This is a genomic window from Luteimonas gilva (assembly GCF_005239095.1).
GTDB lineage: Bacteria > Pseudomonadota > Gammaproteobacteria > Xanthomonadales > Xanthomonadaceae > Luteimonas_C > Luteimonas_C gilva.
In genome coordinates, this window is sequence record NZ_SZUA01000002.1 from 808,416 (window position 1) to 823,559 (window position 15,144).

17 protein-coding genes are annotated in these 15,144 nt (G+C 66.0%); 10 read left to right on the top strand and 7 right to left on the bottom strand.

What is annotated here, in order from left to right:
- Positions 1-47: 47 nt before the first annotated feature.
- From FCE95_RS11695 to FCE95_RS11715, 5 genes are read right to left on the bottom strand one after another with little or no spacing between them, the layout of a single operon-like run.
- Positions 48-2,012, bottom strand: a complete 1,965-nt coding sequence (locus FCE95_RS11695; RefSeq protein ID WP_137267187.1) for an acetyl-CoA hydrolase/transferase C-terminal domain-containing protein — start codon at positions 2,010-2,012, stop codon at positions 48-50.
- A 54-nt stretch (positions 2,013-2,066) separates the two neighbouring features.
- Positions 2,067-2,816 (bottom strand): sulfite exporter TauE/SafE family protein, encoded by a 750-nt coding sequence (locus FCE95_RS11700; RefSeq protein ID WP_137267188.1) that lies wholly within the window; start codon positions 2,814-2,816, stop codon positions 2,067-2,069.
- Complete coding sequence (locus FCE95_RS11705; protein ID WP_137267189.1) at positions 2,813-3,352, bottom strand: molybdopterin-binding protein; 540 nt, start codon at positions 3,350-3,352, stop codon at positions 2,813-2,815. Before FCE95_RS11705 ends, FCE95_RS11700 begins: the two co-directional genes overlap by 4 nt.
- Positions 3,349-4,212 carry an MBL fold metallo-hydrolase gene (locus tag FCE95_RS11710; RefSeq protein ID WP_137267190.1) on the bottom strand — a complete coding sequence of 288 codons (864 nt, stop codon included), beginning with the start codon at positions 4,210-4,212 and terminating at the stop codon, positions 3,349-3,351. The genes FCE95_RS11705 and FCE95_RS11710 overlap by 4 nt, the downstream gene beginning before the upstream one ends.
- A 16-nt stretch (positions 4,213-4,228) precedes the next feature.
- Positions 4,229-5,035 carry a S1/P1 nuclease gene (locus FCE95_RS11715; protein WP_223266878.1) on the bottom strand — a complete coding sequence of 269 codons (807 nt, stop codon included), beginning with the start codon at positions 5,033-5,035 and terminating at the stop codon, positions 4,229-4,231.
- A 129-nt stretch (positions 5,036-5,164) separates the two neighbouring features.
- Here FCE95_RS11715 and gap point away from each other — a divergent pair, with 129 nt between their 5' ends.
- A complete protein-coding gene (gap, locus tag FCE95_RS11720) occupies positions 5,165-6,166 on the top strand; it encodes a type I glyceraldehyde-3-phosphate dehydrogenase (RefSeq protein ID WP_137267192.1) in 1,002 nt (333 codons plus the stop codon).
- A gap of 202 nt (positions 6,167-6,368) precedes the next feature.
- On the opposite strand, the gene FCE95_RS11725 is transcribed toward gap, so the two are convergent.
- Complete coding sequence (locus tag FCE95_RS11725) at positions 6,369-7,034, bottom strand: hypothetical protein (protein ID WP_137267193.1); 666 nt, start codon at positions 7,032-7,034, stop codon at positions 6,369-6,371.
- A 101-nt stretch (positions 7,035-7,135) separates the two neighbouring features.
- Here FCE95_RS11725 and FCE95_RS11730 point away from each other — a divergent pair, with 101 nt between their 5' ends.
- The 4 genes from FCE95_RS11730 to FCE95_RS11745 all read left to right on the top strand — a co-directional run bounded on the left by FCE95_RS11730 (position 7,136) and on the right by FCE95_RS11745 (position 9,441).
- On the top strand, positions 7,136-8,308 hold the full coding sequence (locus FCE95_RS11730) for a phosphoglycerate kinase (RefSeq protein ID WP_137267194.1): 1,173 nt from the start codon (positions 7,136-7,138) through the stop codon (positions 8,306-8,308).
- Positions 8,309-8,545: 237 nt separating this feature from the next.
- Positions 8,546-8,755, top strand: coding sequence for a DUF6289 family protein (locus FCE95_RS11735; protein ID WP_137267195.1), 210 nt, complete (start codon positions 8,546-8,548; stop codon positions 8,753-8,755).
- A gap of 42 nt (positions 8,756-8,797) precedes the next feature.
- Positions 8,798-9,013 (top strand): DUF6289 family protein, encoded by a 216-nt coding sequence (locus FCE95_RS11740; RefSeq protein WP_137267196.1) that lies wholly within the window; start codon positions 8,798-8,800, stop codon positions 9,011-9,013.
- A gap of 209 nt (positions 9,014-9,222) precedes the next feature.
- The gene (locus FCE95_RS11745; protein ID WP_137267197.1) at positions 9,223-9,441 is read left to right on the top strand and encodes a DUF6289 family protein; all 219 of its coding nucleotides are present in this window, start codon (positions 9,223-9,225) and stop codon (positions 9,439-9,441) included.
- A gap of 176 nt (positions 9,442-9,617) precedes the next feature.
- On the opposite strand, the gene FCE95_RS11750 is transcribed toward FCE95_RS11745, so the two are convergent.
- Positions 9,618-10,202 carry a GNAT family N-acetyltransferase gene (locus tag FCE95_RS11750; RefSeq protein ID WP_189644735.1) on the bottom strand — a complete coding sequence of 195 codons (585 nt, stop codon included), beginning with the start codon at positions 10,200-10,202 and terminating at the stop codon, positions 9,618-9,620.
- A 64-nt stretch (positions 10,203-10,266) separates the two neighbouring features.
- Here FCE95_RS11750 and pyk point away from each other — a divergent pair, with 64 nt between their 5' ends.
- The 5 genes from pyk (at position 10,267) to FCE95_RS11775 (ending at position 15,118) form a co-directional block, all read left to right on the top strand.
- Positions 10,267-11,733: a pyruvate kinase gene (pyk, locus tag FCE95_RS11755; protein ID WP_137267199.1), complete on the top strand. Its 1,467-nt coding sequence runs from the start codon at positions 10,267-10,269 to the stop codon at positions 11,731-11,733.
- 97 nt (positions 11,734-11,830) lie between these two features.
- Complete coding sequence (locus tag FCE95_RS11760) at positions 11,831-12,439, top strand: energy transducer TonB (protein WP_137267200.1); 609 nt, start codon at positions 11,831-11,833, stop codon at positions 12,437-12,439.
- Positions 12,440-12,476: 37 nt separating this feature from the next.
- Complete coding sequence (locus tag FCE95_RS11765) at positions 12,477-13,112, top strand: hypothetical protein (RefSeq protein ID WP_137267201.1); 636 nt, start codon at positions 12,477-12,479, stop codon at positions 13,110-13,112.
- A 94-nt stretch (positions 13,113-13,206) separates the two neighbouring features.
- Positions 13,207-14,217 (top strand): class I fructose-bisphosphate aldolase, encoded by a 1,011-nt coding sequence (locus tag FCE95_RS11770; protein WP_137267202.1) that lies wholly within the window; start codon positions 13,207-13,209, stop codon positions 14,215-14,217.
- Positions 14,218-14,509: 292 nt separating this feature from the next.
- Positions 14,510-15,118 (top strand): hypothetical protein, encoded by a 609-nt coding sequence (locus tag FCE95_RS11775; protein ID WP_137267203.1) that lies wholly within the window; start codon positions 14,510-14,512, stop codon positions 15,116-15,118.
- The last annotated feature ends 26 nt before the right edge of the window (positions 15,119-15,144 follow it).

Here is a 15,144-nt window from a genome sequence, read left to right on the forward strand (position 1 = left end):
ACAAGAGCAGCAATCCGCTTTTGTGGGAGGGGCTTCAGCCCCGACGGCTACGGACGTGCGGAGTTCTGCAGCGCGTAAGACACCAGCCGCGCGTACAGCCGTTCCTTGAAATCCTTCGGCGCCCGCAGGCCCATCCGCTCCAGCGCCTCGGCATCGTCGCTGCGACCGGCGAACATCGCGCCGACCACGGTCATGGCCTTGCCCCAGGTTGTCGCCGAATTCGATTTCAGCCAACCCAGCGCCTTCACGAGCCGCTGTTCGACTTCGGTGAAATCGCTGCCCAGCGGATAGTCCGGCAAGGTGCCGTCGGTGCGGAACGGCGCCAGCGCGGCGCGCAAACGCTCGGGCGAATTGCCCGAGCCCAGGCGCAACTGCACGAGTTGGTCATAGAGCTTGCCGCTCCGGTTCGCCGTCGACAGCAGATCGTGACGGAACCGCGCATCGGCGATCCCGGCCATGGCGACGATGCAATCCTCGTCGGTCTTGCCTCGCACGTCGGCGATCCCGTACTCGGTCACGTAGACATCGCGCAGATGGCGCGGAATCGTGGTGTGCCCATAATTCCAGCGGATGTTCGACTCGGCCTTGCCGCCTTGTTCGCGCACCGCGCGCAGCAACAGCACCGAGCGCGCGTCGGGCAGGGCGTGGGCCATCGCGACGAAGTTGTATTGGCCGCCGACGCCCGAGACGACGCGGCCGTCTTCCAAGCCGTCCGACACCGCCGCGCCCAGCGCGGTGGCCATCATGCAGGTGTTGAAGAAGCGCGATTCGCGGCGCTGCAGCCGCTCCAGCGTTTCGTTGCCGCCGTAGAGTTCGTTGACCTCGCTGACCCGGCGCATGCCGATCGCGCGCCGGGTCGCATCGTCCAGGTGGCGCAGCCAACGGTAGAAATCAGGCGAACCCAAATAGAACGCACCGTGCAGGAATTCGCCGTCGCGGTCCAGCAGTTCCAAATCCAATACGCTGGCCTCGCCGTCGGCGATGCGCCGCATCAGCGCTTCGTTTTCGACCACCTTGCGCCGGATCACGCCGACTTCCACCAAATGGCGGAACCCTTCGTTGATCATCTCGCTGCAGCCGTACAGGCCTTGCGGCAGCGGATCCAATCCGCCGCTGGCGACGACCGCCGGATGCTTCTCTATCTCCGGATCCAGCGCCTTCATCACGTTGCGGTAGGCGGCGTTGTCGGTATGGCGCAGGGCGAGCGCATGGCACAACGCGTCGGACAGCGCGCCGATGCCGATCTGCAGCGTGCCGCCGTCGCGCACCAAGGCGCTGGCGTAAAAGCCGATCGCGTACTCCGCGTCGCCCACCGGCTGGCGCGGCAGCGCGAACAGTTTCGGATACGGCGCGGGCGGCGCGACGACCATGTCGAAGAAGTCCGCGTCGACTTCGGCCACGCCGCCCAGCCAAGGCAGTTGCGGGTCGATTTCCGCGATCAGCACCGGCCGCGGCAGGCCGCGCGCCACGATCGCGCCGATCGCATCGAAAGTGAGGTCGGTATTCGACGACAGCGAGAAGCGCGTGCCTTCGTCGTTGCTGGCCACTTTCTGCACCAGTACGTTCATGCCGCGATCGGCCAGCGCCTTGGCCACGTGCGTGTAGTTGAGGCTGGCGTAGCGGCGTTGCGCCTGGCGCGAATTCAGCAGCGCGCCGGATTGCATGTAGAACTCTTCCACTTCGACGTGCGCGGGCAGCGCGTCGCGCTTTTGCGCCTGCACGTAGGCCAGGCGCGGGAAGTCGTCGCCGTACAGACGCGACACGAACGGGCCGAGGAAGCGCTGCTCCAATTCGCTGCCGCCGTCGGGCGGGTCCAGCGACAGCGCGGTGTAGAGCTGCATCGGCCGCGAAGGATCGCGCGCCACGCGCTCGTACAGCGCGTTCAACAAGCGATGCGGCTTGCCGATGCCCAACGGCGCACCGACGCGGAGCGGGCCTTCGAGGCTGGCGAGGAGGGATTCGACGGCGTCGTCGAGCGAAGTGAACAGGGCGGGGGAGCTCGGGCGTGTCATGGCGCTTAGCCTACTCCGTAGCCGGTTTGTCGGCCCACTCCGCTGCCCGCAGCGTTATGCGAGCAGTAATTTGCCCGCCGCGATCAACAGCACCAGGCCCAACGCGTAGCGCAAACCCTTGACCGGCAGCCACTTCAACCCCAGCTGCGTACCGATCAGGGCGCCGACTGCGACCGCGCCCAGCCATAGGGGCAACGCGGTCGGCAATGTGCCGCTGGCGTGCATCAGGCCGGCCAGGCCCGTCAATGAGTTGATCCAGACGAATGCGACCGAAGTGCCGCTGGCCTCGCGGGTCGGCATCCAGTGCGCGAACAGCAGCAGCGGCGTGAGGAAGATCGCGCCGCCCGTGCCGGTGAGTCCCGATAGCGCGCCGATCGCGGCTCCGACCAACAGTCCCGCCAACCAAGGGACACGGCGTCCGGCGTCCTGGGTGTCGGTGGCCTCGGCGCGGGAGGCGCTGCGGAAAACGCCGAAGGCCGCAATCAGCAGCACCAAGCCCAGCAGTATCGAATAGCTTTCCTTGGGCAACTTGACCTGCGCGGCGAAGAAAGCCGCCGGCGCCGATGCCAGCACGAATGGCAGCACGTTGCGCCACCGCACGTAGCCGCTGCGCCAGAAACGGAACAGGCCGATGCCGCCGACCAGCAGGTTCAGCGCCAGCGCGGTCGGGCGCATTTGTTCCGGCGCGAAATTAAGCAACGCCATCGCAGCGATGTAGCCGCTGGCGCCGGCGTGGCCGACCGATGAATACAGTACCGCCACCGCGAACAGGAGCGCGGCGAGGATCAATTCGACCTCGCTCATGGAGCCGTCACCACCGTTATGGATTTCACTTGCCGCACCCAGCGGGCCGGACGCGCGTCTTCGGGTGCGATCAGTCGCAGCGGTCCATCTTCTTCGCCCAGCGCCGCGCCGTTGCAGCGGTCGACAAGCAGCGCGCGGCGCTTGCCGGTGCCGGGATCCAGCTCGGCGAGCGAATACAGCACGCGATAACCGTCGCGCGCGCCCACCAGCACGTAGCGCGCGAGCTGCGGGCCGGGCAATTTGTCGGCGGGCAGCGCGCCGGTCGCGCGCAGCAGCGCGTCGAGCGCCACGCCTTCGCAGTCCAGCGATTCGCCGTGCGCCGCGGCTTGCACGGTTTCGCGCGGCAGTTTGGCCAAGGTCGCGGCGTCCAGCGGTACGGCGAAAGGCGAAGGCGCGAAAGGTTCCGAAGCGTGGCCGCCATGGCCGGCAGGCTCGGGAGCGGCTTCGCGTACCGGCCTCGCGCCGGCGCAGGCGGACAGGCCCGCGGCGAGCGCGAAGCCGAGCGTAAGCCGCAGCGTCTTTTCGGCGGTGGTCATAATTTGTCCAGGGGTACCTTGAAATAGCGTACGCCGTTGTCCTCGGCCGGCGGCAATTCACCGGCGCGGATATTGGTTTGCACCGAGGGGATGATCAACGCCGGCATGGCGAGGGTGGCGTCGCGCTCCTCGCGTTTTTTGACGAACTCGGCTTCGCCGATGCCGTCGCGGACGTGGATGTTGGCGCGTTTCTGCTCGCCGATGGTGGTTTCGCAGGCCGGTTCGCGGCCGCCGGGGCCGTAGTCGTGGCAGACGAAGACGCGAGTGTCGTCGGGCAATTCGAACAGCCGCTGGATCGAACGGTACAGCGTCGCAGCGCTGCCGCCCGGAAAATCGCAGCGCGCGGTGCCGCCATCGGGCATGAACAGCGAGTCGCCGGTGAACAGCGCGTCGCCGATCAAATAGGCGCTGCTGTCGCTGGTGTGGCCCGGCACCGGAACGACCCGCGCTTCGATCGAGCCCAATGCGAAACGTTCGTCCGCTGCGAACAGGCGATCGAACTGCGAACCGTCGGTGGGGAAGTCCGCGCCCAGGTTGAAGATCGGCGCGAAGGTCCTCTGCACGGTGCGGATGCCTTCGCCGATCGCCAGCGTCGCATGCGGAAAACGCTGCTTCAGCCAGTGCGCCGCGGAAAGATGATCGGCATGCGCATGCGTTTCCAGCAGCCAGCGGACCCGATAGCCGTTCGCGTCGACATCATCGAGCAAGGCTTGCGATGAAACGGTCGAAGTGCGGCCCGATGCGGCGTCGTAATCCAGCACCGGATCGATCAGCGCCGCTTCCCGCGTCTGCGGATCGGCCACGACATAGCTCCAAGTGCCGGTGCCGGCGTGGCGGTGCGGATGCACGATCGGCTTCATCGTCGTCGCCTCGGACTCAGTGGCCGAGTGTCTCATTGAGCAGGTTGGCCAGCCGGTAAGCCGCCTGGCGCACGCGTTGCTCGGCCAGCGGGCGCTGCGCGTCCAGATAGGCGATGTCGAGTTTGTGGCCTTCCGGATAGAGATGGCGCGATTCGATCAACCGGCACGATTCGCCCGCCCATGCGGCCGGATCGCTCGTCGTCGGCGCAGCCGGCGGCCAGGGCGGGGCGTCGAGCTTGGCCGCGTACGGCGACAGCTCCAATTTCTTCGAGCCGAGGATGTAGTAGTCCCAGACTGAATGCAGATTGGTACCCATGACGCCGTCGACGTAGTTCTTGCGCGCGTAGGCTTCCGGCTGCAGATCGGTGCGCAGACTGATCTGGTAGCCGTTGCCGCCCTTGTCGGTGCGGTTGCTGGCGTGCATCGGCTGATGCACGTCGCCGACGAAATGGACGATGAACTTCAGCGCGTCGCGTCGCGCTTCCAGCGGCTGGCTCCGGTCGGCCAGGATCGCGCGCTGTTTTTCGATCGCGGCGATGACGCAATTGCCGTCCGGGCAGTCGCGCTCCGGCTTGTATTCGCAGGTGCCCGGCGGCGTGTTGATGTAGTGCCAGGACTGGGTCTGCTTGAACCGCGCAGGATCGGTATCGCGCAGCTTATCGGCCCAGTCGGCAACGCCGGCCAGGGTCGGATCGGGCTCGCCGGCCAGCAGCTTGTCGACCTCGGCGCGGGCGGCCGGATTCAGATGGCGTTGGGCCAATTCGCCCACCAGGCGGTGGCCGAGGGCGCTCCAGCCCAGCGCGATGGGGGCCAAAAACAGCAAAAAAGCGATCAGAAGCGTTCTGCGCAGCGTTTTCATCGGCGGCCGGTCGAGGTGATGGGGGTTATGGGGGTCTGGACGAACCGCTAAAATACCGGTCTTTCCCTTCCCCGTCTTTGCAGGAGCGGCTTCATGGCGATCAAGGTAGGCATCAATGGTTTCGGCCGGATCGGACGCAACGTGCTGCGCTCGGCCGTGCAGAACTTCGGCAACGAGATCGAGATCGTCGCGATCAACGACCTGCTCGAGCCGGACTACCTGGCCTATATGCTGCAGTACGACTCGGTCCACGGCCGCTTCAAGGGCGAGGTCGCGGTCGAAGGCAACACCCTGATCGTCAACGGCAAGAAGATCCGCCTGACCCAGGAACGCGACCCGGCGAACCTGAAGTGGGACGAAGTGGGCGCCGAGGTGGTGATCGAATCCACCGGCCTGTTCCTGGACAAGGCCACCGCGCAGAAGCATCTGGACGCCGGCGCCAAGAAGGTGATCCTATCGGCGCCGTCCAAGGACGACACGCCGATGTTCGTCTACGGCGTCAACGACAAGACCTACAAGGGCGAGGCGATCGTTTCGAACGCCAGCTGCACCACCAACTGCCTGGCGCCGCTGGCCAAGGTGCTGCACGACAAGTGGGGCATCAAGCGCGGCCTGATGACCACCGTGCACGCCGCCACCGCCACCCAGAAGACGGTCGACGGCCCCAGCAACAAGGATTGGCGCGGCGGCCGCGGCATCCTGGAGAACATCATCCCGTCCAGCACCGGCGCGGCCAAGGCGGTCGGCGTGGTGATTCCGGAATTGAACAAGAAGCTCACCGGCATGAGTTTCCGCGTGCCGACCAGCGACGTGTCGGTGGTCGACCTGACCTGCGAACTCGAGAAGCCTGCCACCTATGCCGAGATCTGCGCGGAAATGAAGGCGCAGAGCGAGGGCGCGCTGAAGGGCATCCTGGGTTACACCGAAGACAAGGTGGTCGCCACCGATTTCCGCGGCGACACCCGCACCTCGATCTTCGACGCCGACGCCGGCATCGCGCTCGACGGCACCTTCGTCAAGCTGGTCAGCTGGTACGACAACGAGTGGGGCTATTCCAACAAGTGCTTGGAGATGGTCAAGGTCGTCGCGAAGTAAGTCTTTGCTGTTGCCCCCTTTGAAAAGGGGGCGAATCGCCGAAGGCGATGGGGGATTTGCTTTTGATTTGCTTCGCTTCGCTTCGCATTAGGAGCAATGCAAGATCAAAGCAAATCGCTGCGCGATTCCCGGCCGTCGCCTACGCGACGGCGCTCAGTCAGCCGCAAGCCTACGGCTTGCAAGCGGCTCCCTTCGCTCCCCCTCAATCCCCCTTTTTCAAAGGGGGAGGAACAGCGGATTCCATCGCTCCGCCCCGCCACCCTTTGAACGCGGCCATCGCGAAGTAATAGAACGCCATGCCGGCCACGGCCGTGTGCGGCCGCTCGATCCACTCGCCGCTACCGGGCAATCCCAACGTCGGCAGCAATTCCTCGGTGATGCCCAACCTGGGTAGCGGCAAGATCACGCCGCCGAACACCGCCGCCAGGTAAACGACCACCGAAAACGCCCAAGCGCCCATCTGCCGCGCGGTTTCGGCTTCGCGGTCGCGCGGCGCCGCGAAGATCCAGATCGCCTTGCTCGCCGCCAGCCACAGGAAGACCCACACCGGCCACCAGGCGCGGAATACGGCCACGAACGCGCCGACGAACAGCGCATAAAAACAGAGCAACCCAGACATCGCCAACAGCCGCTTCACACGCGAAACATCTTCGAGCAGTGCGACCACGGTAAAGAAACCGGTGCCATGCACCAGCAGGAATTCCATCAGCATCATCAGCACGACGGTCTTGACCGCGCCCTGGCCGAAGGTGAGCGGCGAAATCCAGACGATCAGACAAGCGATCCCGGTGATCACATCAGGAGCGGCGCCGAGCAGTCGGCCTAGCATGGGTCCGGGCAGAATGGCGGTCTGGGGATGTGTGCTCATGCGTTCCCATAACGAATTCGCGCCGACGCCGGGGCCAGCGGGTTTGCCTGCCCGGCGGCAGCCTAGGACAATACGCGTCTGATCCCTTTCCGGAAACGCCCATGGCCATCGTCCGCATGACCGACCTCGACCTGCGCGGCAAGCGCGTGCTGATCCGCCAGGATCTGAACGTGCCGGTCGAAGCCGGCCGGGTGACGTCGGACCAGCGCATCCAGGCCTCGCTGCCGACGCTGCGCCGCGCGCTGGACGCCGGCGCGGCGGTGATGGTGATGTCGCACCTGGGCCGGCCCAAGGAAGGCGCGTGGAGCGAAGAGGATTCGCTGGCGCCGGTGGCCGCGCGCTTGTCGGAATTGCTGGGCCGCGAAGTGCCGCTGGTCCGCGATTACCTCGATGGCGTCGAAGCCGCGCCCGGTTCGATCGCGCTGCTCGAGAATTGCCGCATGAACGTGGGCGAAGGCAAGGACGACGAAGCCTTGTCGAAGCGATACGCGGCGCTGTGCGACGTGTTCGTGATGGACGCGTTCGGCACCGCGCACCGCGCGCAGGCGTCGACGCACGGCGTCATCCGCTTCGCGAAACAAGCCGCGGGCGGTCCGCTGCTGATGGCCGAGTTGGATGCGTTGGCGAAGGCACTGGAAAAACCCGCGCGGCCGCTGTTGGCGATCGTCGCCGGCTCGAAGGTGTCGACCAAGCTCGAATTGCTGTCCTCGCTGGTCGGCAAGGTCGACCAGCTGATCGTCGGCGGCGGCATCGCCAACACCTTCATCGCCGCGCAAGGCCATGCGGTCGGGAAATCGCTGTACGAGCCGGATTTGATCGATACCGCGAAAAAGATCATGGCCGATGCGAAAGCGCGCGGCGCCGATATCCCGGTGCCTGTCGATGTCGTCGTCGCCAAGGAATTCAAGGCCGATTCGCCGGCCTCGATCGTGCCGGTCGACCGGGTCGGCGCCGACGACATGATCCTGGACATCGGCCCGGAAACCGCGACCCGCTATGCGCGGGTGATCGCCGACGCGCGCACCGTGGTCTGGAACGGCCCGGTCGGCGTGTTCGAATTCGACGCTTTCGGCCGCGGCACCGAGACCTTGGCGCACGCCATCGCCGAATCGGACGCGTTCTCCATCGCGGGCGGCGGCGATACTTTGGCCGCGATCGACAAATACGGCATCGCCGGCGAAATCGGCTACATCTCCACCGGCGGCGGCGCCTTCCTGGAGTTCCTGGAAGGCAAGACCTTGCCGGCGGTCGCTGCATTGCAACAACGCTGCTGACGCCTCGCTCTTCGTAGGAGCGGGCTTCAGCCGCGAGCTTTACTCCCAAATCGCTGCATTGTCGCGGTTTGAGGAAAGAGCTCGCGGGCTGAAGCCGCTCCTACAAAAAAGCCCGGGTTCGGCGGACATAGCGCCCGTTCACCTTTGTCGTTTCGGCGACTGCATCAAGTTTCCCGCGCGGCCCCGGGAGTAATCTCCGGCGCGGTCCAACGACGGACCGATCATCGGGAGCGACCCATGCGCCGTGCAAGGATTCTTCTCGGCATCGTCGCGCTGCTCGGCATCGCCGGCGCAGCGTTGGCGGGACGATGGCCTTACATCATGACGTTCTACGACCAAGCCGGTAACGAAGTCGGTTATCAGATCGGCGCCTGCGACGGCCACGTGTACTACAGCGGCCAGCGCACGGACACGTACACCATCAGGCAGCTGAGCTGCCCGGACTGAACCACGACGCGGCGCGATCGCCGCACGACAAGGAGGACGACAATGCGCAACACGAAACTGCTGTTGGCGGGCATCCTGCTCGCGGCCGTGTCCGGCATCAGCTCGGCCGGCGGCTGCCTGCAAGGCACCTTCGTCTATTACGGCGCGGACGGCGGCTACGTCGGCCATCGCACGGTCGGCTGCGGCGCGGCCGACGGCACCTGGGGCACGGTCACCGGCGACTACAGCTTCACACAAGGCTGTTCGTCGCCGATCTGAGCAAGGCAGGGCCCTGTGGGAGCGGCTTCAGCCGCGAGTTTTCATGATGTTCGCATGAATGCGGAAGAGCTCGCGGCTGAAGCCGCTCCCACAAAATCCGAATCTGCGACGTGGCGCCATTCTCGTTAACGGATATTTGATCCGCACGCTGCGCGGACGTGCCAATCTCCCGATGCGGAAACGAATTCCGCGTCCATGGAGGAGAGAGCATGAGCCGTAACAGGATAATCGCCGCGACGGTCGCGGCCGTTTTGTTCGCCTGCCTGTCGTTCAGCGCAGCCGCGAATTGGCAGGGTACTTGGCACTACTACGACGACGAAGGCGCGCTGGTGGGCGCCTGGACCGCGGGCTGCGGCGCGATGGACGGGCGCTGGGGCATCGAAACCGAGAACAAATGGTTCACCCAAGGCTGCAGGCCGGACAGCTGAGCGCGCATCGTCGACATCGGCCCCGATCCAGCGATCGGGGCTCCGATTTCGATTTTTAGAGCGGGCTCGCTCCCTGCCTTGCGCTTGTGTAGAGCGTAGTTTGCTGCGCTGCTCTTGATTTTTTAAACCGCAAGAAAATGCAGCGGAGCGAGCTCCGCTCTACACGAGCTGAAGGTTCAGGCTTCGCGCTTCATCCAATCCTCGGCCAGCAGACCGAAGACTTCCGAATCGGTCGCCTGGTCGCCGACGAAGAAACGTTCGCGCAGCACGCCTTCGCTGACGAAGCCCAGCCGCCGCAGGATCCGCCGCGAGGCCTCGTTGCGCGGATCGATGTCCGCTTCGACGCGATGCAGCCGCAGCGTGCGGAAGGCCCAATCCAGCGCGGCCGACGCCGCCTCGCGGGCCAGGCCCTGGCCCCACAAGTCGGAACGCAGCGCGTAGCCGAGTTCGGCGTGGCGGTGGCGCGCATCGAAGCGGAACAGGGTGCAGGTGCCGATCGCCTCGTCCCGCTTGTCGACGACGACCCAGTTGAGCTTGTCGCGTTCGGCGAAGGCTTCCTGCATCTCGGCGATCAGCGCCGCTGCTTCGTCGCGCACGATCATCGGCGGCCGGCTCCAATAGCGCATCACGGCCGGATCGGAAAACAGCGCGAAAACCGCATCGGCGTCCTCCCGGCGCGGGCCGCGCAGGCGGACGCGCGGGCCGCGCAGTTGCGGAAACGCCGGCAATGCGGCCAGGGCCGCGGGCAGATCGAAGGACATGTAGCTTTTCCGGTCGCGGGTCTGGGCTAGGATAGGGCGATTCCCACGCGCGAACCCGACCCGCATGTCCGAACACCGGCGCCGCACCCGCATCCTCGCTACCCTGGGCCCGGCCACCGATGCGCCCGGCGTGCTCGATGCGCTGTTCCGCGCCGGGGTGAACGTGGTCCGCCTGAATTTCTCGCACGGCGATCCCTCCGCGCAGGTGGTTCGCGCGCAAGCCGTGCGCGAAGCCGCGCAGCGGGTCGGCGCCGAAGTCGGCATCCTCGCCGACTTGCCGGGGCCGAAGATCCGCATCGAGCGGTTCGCCGAAGGCAAGGTGAAGCTGCGCGCCGGCGACCGCTTCGACCTGATCGCGCGCGCCGATGCGCCGCCCGGCGATGCGACCCAAGTCGGCGTGAGCTATCTGGGCCTGGTCGACGACGTCGCGGCCGGCGACGTGCTGTTGCTGGACGACGGCGTCGTCCAACTGCGCGTCGAAAAAGTGGAAGGCGAGCGCATCGTCACCCAGGTGCTCAACGACAGCGTGCTGTCGGACCGCAAGGGCCTCAATCGCCTCGGCGGCGGCCTGTCGCTGGGCGCATTGACCGAACGCGATCGCGAGCTGATCGGCGTGGCGGCGCAGATCGAAGTCGACTTCATCGCCGTCTCGTTCTGCCGCAACGCGGCCGACATGGAAGAAGCCCGTTCGATCGCCCGCGCCGCCGGCAGCGATGCCGCCTTGGTGTCCAAGATCGAACGCGCCGAGGCGATCGAGAACCTGGAAGAGATCATCGACGCCAGCGACGTGGTGATGGTCGCCCGCGGCGACTTGGGCGTGGAGATCGGCGACGCCGAATTGCCCGGCCTGCAGAAGAAGATCATCCGCGAATCGTTGCTGCGCAACAAAGTGGTGATCACCGCCACGCAAATGCTGCAGTCGATGGTCGCCAGCCCCATCCCGACCCGCGCCGAAGTGCTCGACGTCGCCAACGCCGTGATCGACGGCACCGATGCGGTGATGCTGTCGCAGGAAACCGCGGCCGGCGATTTCCCGGTCCGCGCGGTCGAAGCGATGGCGCGCATCTGCGTCGGCGCCGAGCGCCAGTTCGAGGCCAATACCGATTTCGAAAAAGCGCAGCGCGATCTGCAGCGCGCCGACCAGGCGATCGCGATGGCCAGCATGTTCCTGTCCGAGCACATCGGCGTGCGCGCGATCGTGGCGATGACCGAATCCGGCGGCACCGCGCGCTTCCTGTCGCGGTTCCGCTCCAGCGTGCCGATCTTCGGCCTGTCGCGTCACGGCGGCGCACGGCGGCGGATGGCGCTGATGCGCGACGTGTTCCCGATCGATTTCGACAGCCGCGGCCTGGCCACCCGCGAAGCCGCGCGCGCCGCGCTGAAAGCTCTGTTCGGCGCCGGCCTGCTGGCCGAGGGCGACCGGGTGATCTTCACCAGCGGCGACCACATGGAGCACCACGGCGCGACCAACACGCTGCGCTTGCTGGAAGTCGGGCCGGAAGGTGTGGCCCAGGGCCTGGGCGAGATCTGAAGGCCTTCGGACGATCCAAGCCAGCGATACGTCCCGGAGCCCTTGACAGCGCCTGCGCCAGGGCGTTTAAGGGGGGACGAATACGGGAGGAGGGCCTATGAACATTCGTGTCCGCCTGGCGGCGCTGGCCGCTTGCTTATTGCTCTACGCCGCCGCAGGCGCGGCGGCGGATAAGAAAGTGAGGATCGTCAACGAAGGCGGCATCCGCGACGAATGGATGCTGGCCGACGGCGTCAAATTGGCGGCGCCCGGTTATCCCAGCTCGTTCGCCGACCGCGGCGATAGCGTCTGCGTGGCGATGGGCTATTCGATCAAGCCCGACGGCACGACTTCGGACTTCAGCCTGGTGAAAGCCTGGAACAGCGCCAACGCGGACAAAGAGCCCGTGCCCGGTTATTGGGAAGCGTTCTCCCAGGCCAGCGCGCAGGCGTTGGCGCAGTGGAAGTTCAAGCCGCGGCCCGAGATCACGGAGCCGAAGCCGACTTACACCGTCGCGACCATGACCTTCATGGGCAAGGACGGCACCGATCCGGCCGGATTGCGCAGCAAATGCGGCATCGCCGATTTGGCCGATTTGGTCCAGGAGCAGAAATCGAGCGGCTTCCAGAAGAGCGGCAGCCGCCAGGCGCAGGAGAACGCGAGACGCGCGATGGACCAGCAGCGGCAATCGGCCGTTCAGCCCATTCGCGGCGGCAGCAACCGCTGATTCTTCGAGCGACGGATAGACCGACAGGAGAAACGATATGGCCGACAGGAAGCGTTGGGTATTGGCGGCCGCGATCGGTCTGCTCGCGCTCGGCGACGCATGCGCCGAAAGAGTGCGCGTGGTCGACGAAGGCGGTTTGCGCGGAGCCTGGTCGTTGCGCGAAGGGGCCGCGTTGGAGGCCCCGGCTTATCCGGCCGAATTCGCGGCGCGCGGCGACAACGTCTGCCTGGCCATCGGATACGCGGTGCGGCCGGATGGCACCACGTCGGATTTCAGCCTGCTCAAGGCCTGGAACAGCGCTTCGGACGACGACGAACCCGAACCCGGCTATTGGGACGCGTTCGCCCAGGCGGGCGCGGCGGCGGTTTCGAAATGGAAGTTCCAGCCGAAGCAAGTTCGTCCCGATGCGGCTACCTACACGGTCGCGACCTTGCATTTCATGGGCCGCCAAGCCGTCGACGTCGCCGGCCTGACCAGCCATTGCAAGATTTCGGACCTGGCCGGCTTCATCCAGCGGCAGAAGGCCGACCGTTTCTTCGCCGGGCTGGACAAGCACGAGATGGAGCGACTGCAGCGGCTGCAAGATCGCCAACAGCAGGCCGCCGCGGCCGCAGCGGCGCTGAGGCGGGTCCAGCAACAGAATCCGCCGCCGCCACCCCCGCCGACGCCTTAATTCCAGCCTGTTCAGACCGTCGCCGGCCGCCTTCAACGGCGGCCGCGCTGTTGCGGGCGGCTATAATGGCCGTTTCCCACGCCGAGCCAGCCCCATGAGCATCGAACAGCTTGCCGAAACCGCCCTGGCCATGGTCGCCGCGGGCAAGGGCATCATCGCCATCGATGAGTCCAACAACACCATCGCCAAGCGTTTCGCCGGCGTGGGCATCGACAACACCGAAGAGAACCGCCGCGCCTACCGCGAGCTGCTGCTGACCACGCCCAAGCTGGGCGACTACATCAGCGGCGCGATCCTGTACGACGAGACGATCCGCCAGTCGACCAAGGCCGGCGTGCCGTTCACCAAGGTGATGACCGAAAACGGGATCATCCCGGGCATCAAGGTCGACAAAGGCCCGTTCGCCCTGGCCGGCTTCCCCGGCGAAGTGGTCACCGAAGGCCTGGACGGCCTGCGCGGCCGCCTGGAGGAGTATTACAAGCTCGGCGCCCGCTTCGCCAAATGGCGCGCGGTGATCAACATCGGCGACGACATCCCGTCGGGCACCTGCATCGAAGCCAATTCGCATGCCTTGGCGCGCTACGCCGCGCTGTGCCAAGAGCAGGGCCTGGTGCCGATGGTCGAGCCGGAAGTGCTGATGGACGGCAGCCACGACATCGAGACCTGCTACGAGGTCACCGAAGTGGTGCTGCGTTCGCTGTTCGACGCGCTGTACCAGCACAGCGTGATGCTGGAGGGCACCATCCTGAAGGCGTCGATGGTGATTCCGGGCAAGGACAGCGGCGAGAAGGCGTCGGTGGACGAAGTCGCCGAGTCGACCCTGATGTGCCTGAAGTCGACCGTGCCGGCGATCCTGCCGGGCATCGTATTCCTGTCCGGCGGCCAGAGCGACGAAGAAGCCACCGCGCACCTGGACGCGATGAACCGCCTCGGCCCGAATCCGTGGCCGCTGTCGTTCTCCTACGGCCGCGCCATGCAGTCGGCCGCGTTGAAGCTGTGGTCGCAGGACCTGGCCAACAACGTGGCCAAGGCGCAGCAAACGGTTTATGCCCGCGCCAAGGACAATGGCTTGGCGGCCCTGGGCAAGTGGAGCAAGGCGGCCTGATTCGGCGCTGATCTCCGCATGCGAAAACGCCGGCCTCGTGCCGGCGTTTTTGTTTTTAAGCGGAAGAATTGCGGAGGCCCGCGAACAGCTTTCCTCCCCCTTGCGGGGTCAAGAGACATGTTTGCGAAGCAATGCTCCGCAAGCAATGCGCCTTCACCCCGAAATGGGAGAGGGACAACAGCCGTCGTTCGCACTCGCCGTGAATTGGCCACATCCAAAATGCCTCAGGCGGCCCTTGAACGCGTTCCGTGCACGAAGAACCTTGGAGGCCATTCCAAGACGGGGACGCGAAATGGCTACATTCGTCGTTGCAGGGTTGGCGTCTGCGCTTCTACTCGCCTCGGCGGCCTCCGTCGCTGCCAAAGACCGCATCGCGATCGTCGACGAAGGCGGCATCCGCAAAGAATGGAAATTGGCCGATGGCGCCAAACTCGCCGCGCCGGCCTATCCCGCCGAATTCGCCGCGCGCGGCGACAACGTCTGCGTGGCGGTCGGCTATGCGATCCAAGCCGACGGTTCGACTTCGGACTTCAGCCTGCTGAAGGCCTGGGCCAGTTCCACCGACGGCGATCGCGAACCGGCGCCCGGCTTCTGGGAAGGTTTCGCGCAGGCCGCCGGCGCGGCGGTGGCGCAGTGGAAATTCGCGCCGCGGCCGGAAGTAGCTGAGCCGCGGCCGGTGTATACGGTGGCCACGATGCACTTCATCGGGCGCGAGGCCGCCGATCCGGCGGCATTGCGAGCCCGTTGCGCCATCTCCGACCTGGCCGGCTATGTGCAGAAGCAGAAGTGGGACAAATACCAGGCCGGCAATCTGACCAAGAACGAACTCCAACGCTTCCAGCGGCTGCGCTCGAGCCAGCCGGCCGTGCTGGCGCAGCCGATACGCAACGGACGGCGCTGAAGCGGGACGCGCTCCGGTATGCTGGC

Coding starts and splice junctions, on each gene's coding strand:
- FCE95_RS11695 (WP_137267187.1), bottom strand. CDS start 2,012: ATGACACGCCCGAGCTCCCCCGCCCTGTTCACTTCGCTCGACGACGCC.
- FCE95_RS11700 (WP_137267188.1), bottom strand. CDS start 2,816: ATGAGCGAGGTCGAATTGATCCTCGCCGCGCTCCTGTTCGCGGTGGCG.
- FCE95_RS11705 (WP_137267189.1), bottom strand. CDS start 3,352: ATGACCACCGCCGAAAAGACGCTGCGGCTTACGCTCGGCTTCGCGCTC.
- FCE95_RS11710 (WP_137267190.1), bottom strand. CDS start 4,212: ATGAAGCCGATCGTGCATCCGCACCGCCACGCCGGCACCGGCACTTGG.
- gap (WP_137267192.1), top strand. CDS start 5,165: ATGGCGATCAAGGTAGGCATCAATGGTTTCGGCCGGATCGGACGCAAC.
- FCE95_RS11725 (WP_137267193.1), bottom strand. CDS start 7,034: ATGAGCACACATCCCCAGACCGCCATTCTGCCCGGACCCATGCTAGGC.
- FCE95_RS11730 (WP_137267194.1), top strand. CDS start 7,136: ATGGCCATCGTCCGCATGACCGACCTCGACCTGCGCGGCAAGCGCGTG.
- FCE95_RS11735 (WP_137267195.1), top strand. CDS start 8,546: ATGCGCCGTGCAAGGATTCTTCTCGGCATCGTCGCGCTGCTCGGCATC.
- FCE95_RS11740 (WP_137267196.1), top strand. CDS start 8,798: ATGCGCAACACGAAACTGCTGTTGGCGGGCATCCTGCTCGCGGCCGTG.
- FCE95_RS11745 (WP_137267197.1), top strand. CDS start 9,223: ATGAGCCGTAACAGGATAATCGCCGCGACGGTCGCGGCCGTTTTGTTC.
- FCE95_RS11750 (WP_189644735.1), bottom strand. CDS start 10,202: ATGTCCTTCGATCTGCCCGCGGCCCTGGCCGCATTGCCGGCGTTTCCG.
- pyk (WP_137267199.1), top strand. CDS start 10,267: ATGTCCGAACACCGGCGCCGCACCCGCATCCTCGCTACCCTGGGCCCG.
- FCE95_RS11760 (WP_137267200.1), top strand. CDS start 11,831: ATGAACATTCGTGTCCGCCTGGCGGCGCTGGCCGCTTGCTTATTGCTC.
- FCE95_RS11765 (WP_137267201.1), top strand. CDS start 12,477: ATGGCCGACAGGAAGCGTTGGGTATTGGCGGCCGCGATCGGTCTGCTC.
- FCE95_RS11770 (WP_137267202.1), top strand. CDS start 13,207: ATGAGCATCGAACAGCTTGCCGAAACCGCCCTGGCCATGGTCGCCGCG.
- FCE95_RS11775 (WP_137267203.1), top strand. CDS start 14,510: ATGGCTACATTCGTCGTTGCAGGGTTGGCGTCTGCGCTTCTACTCGCC.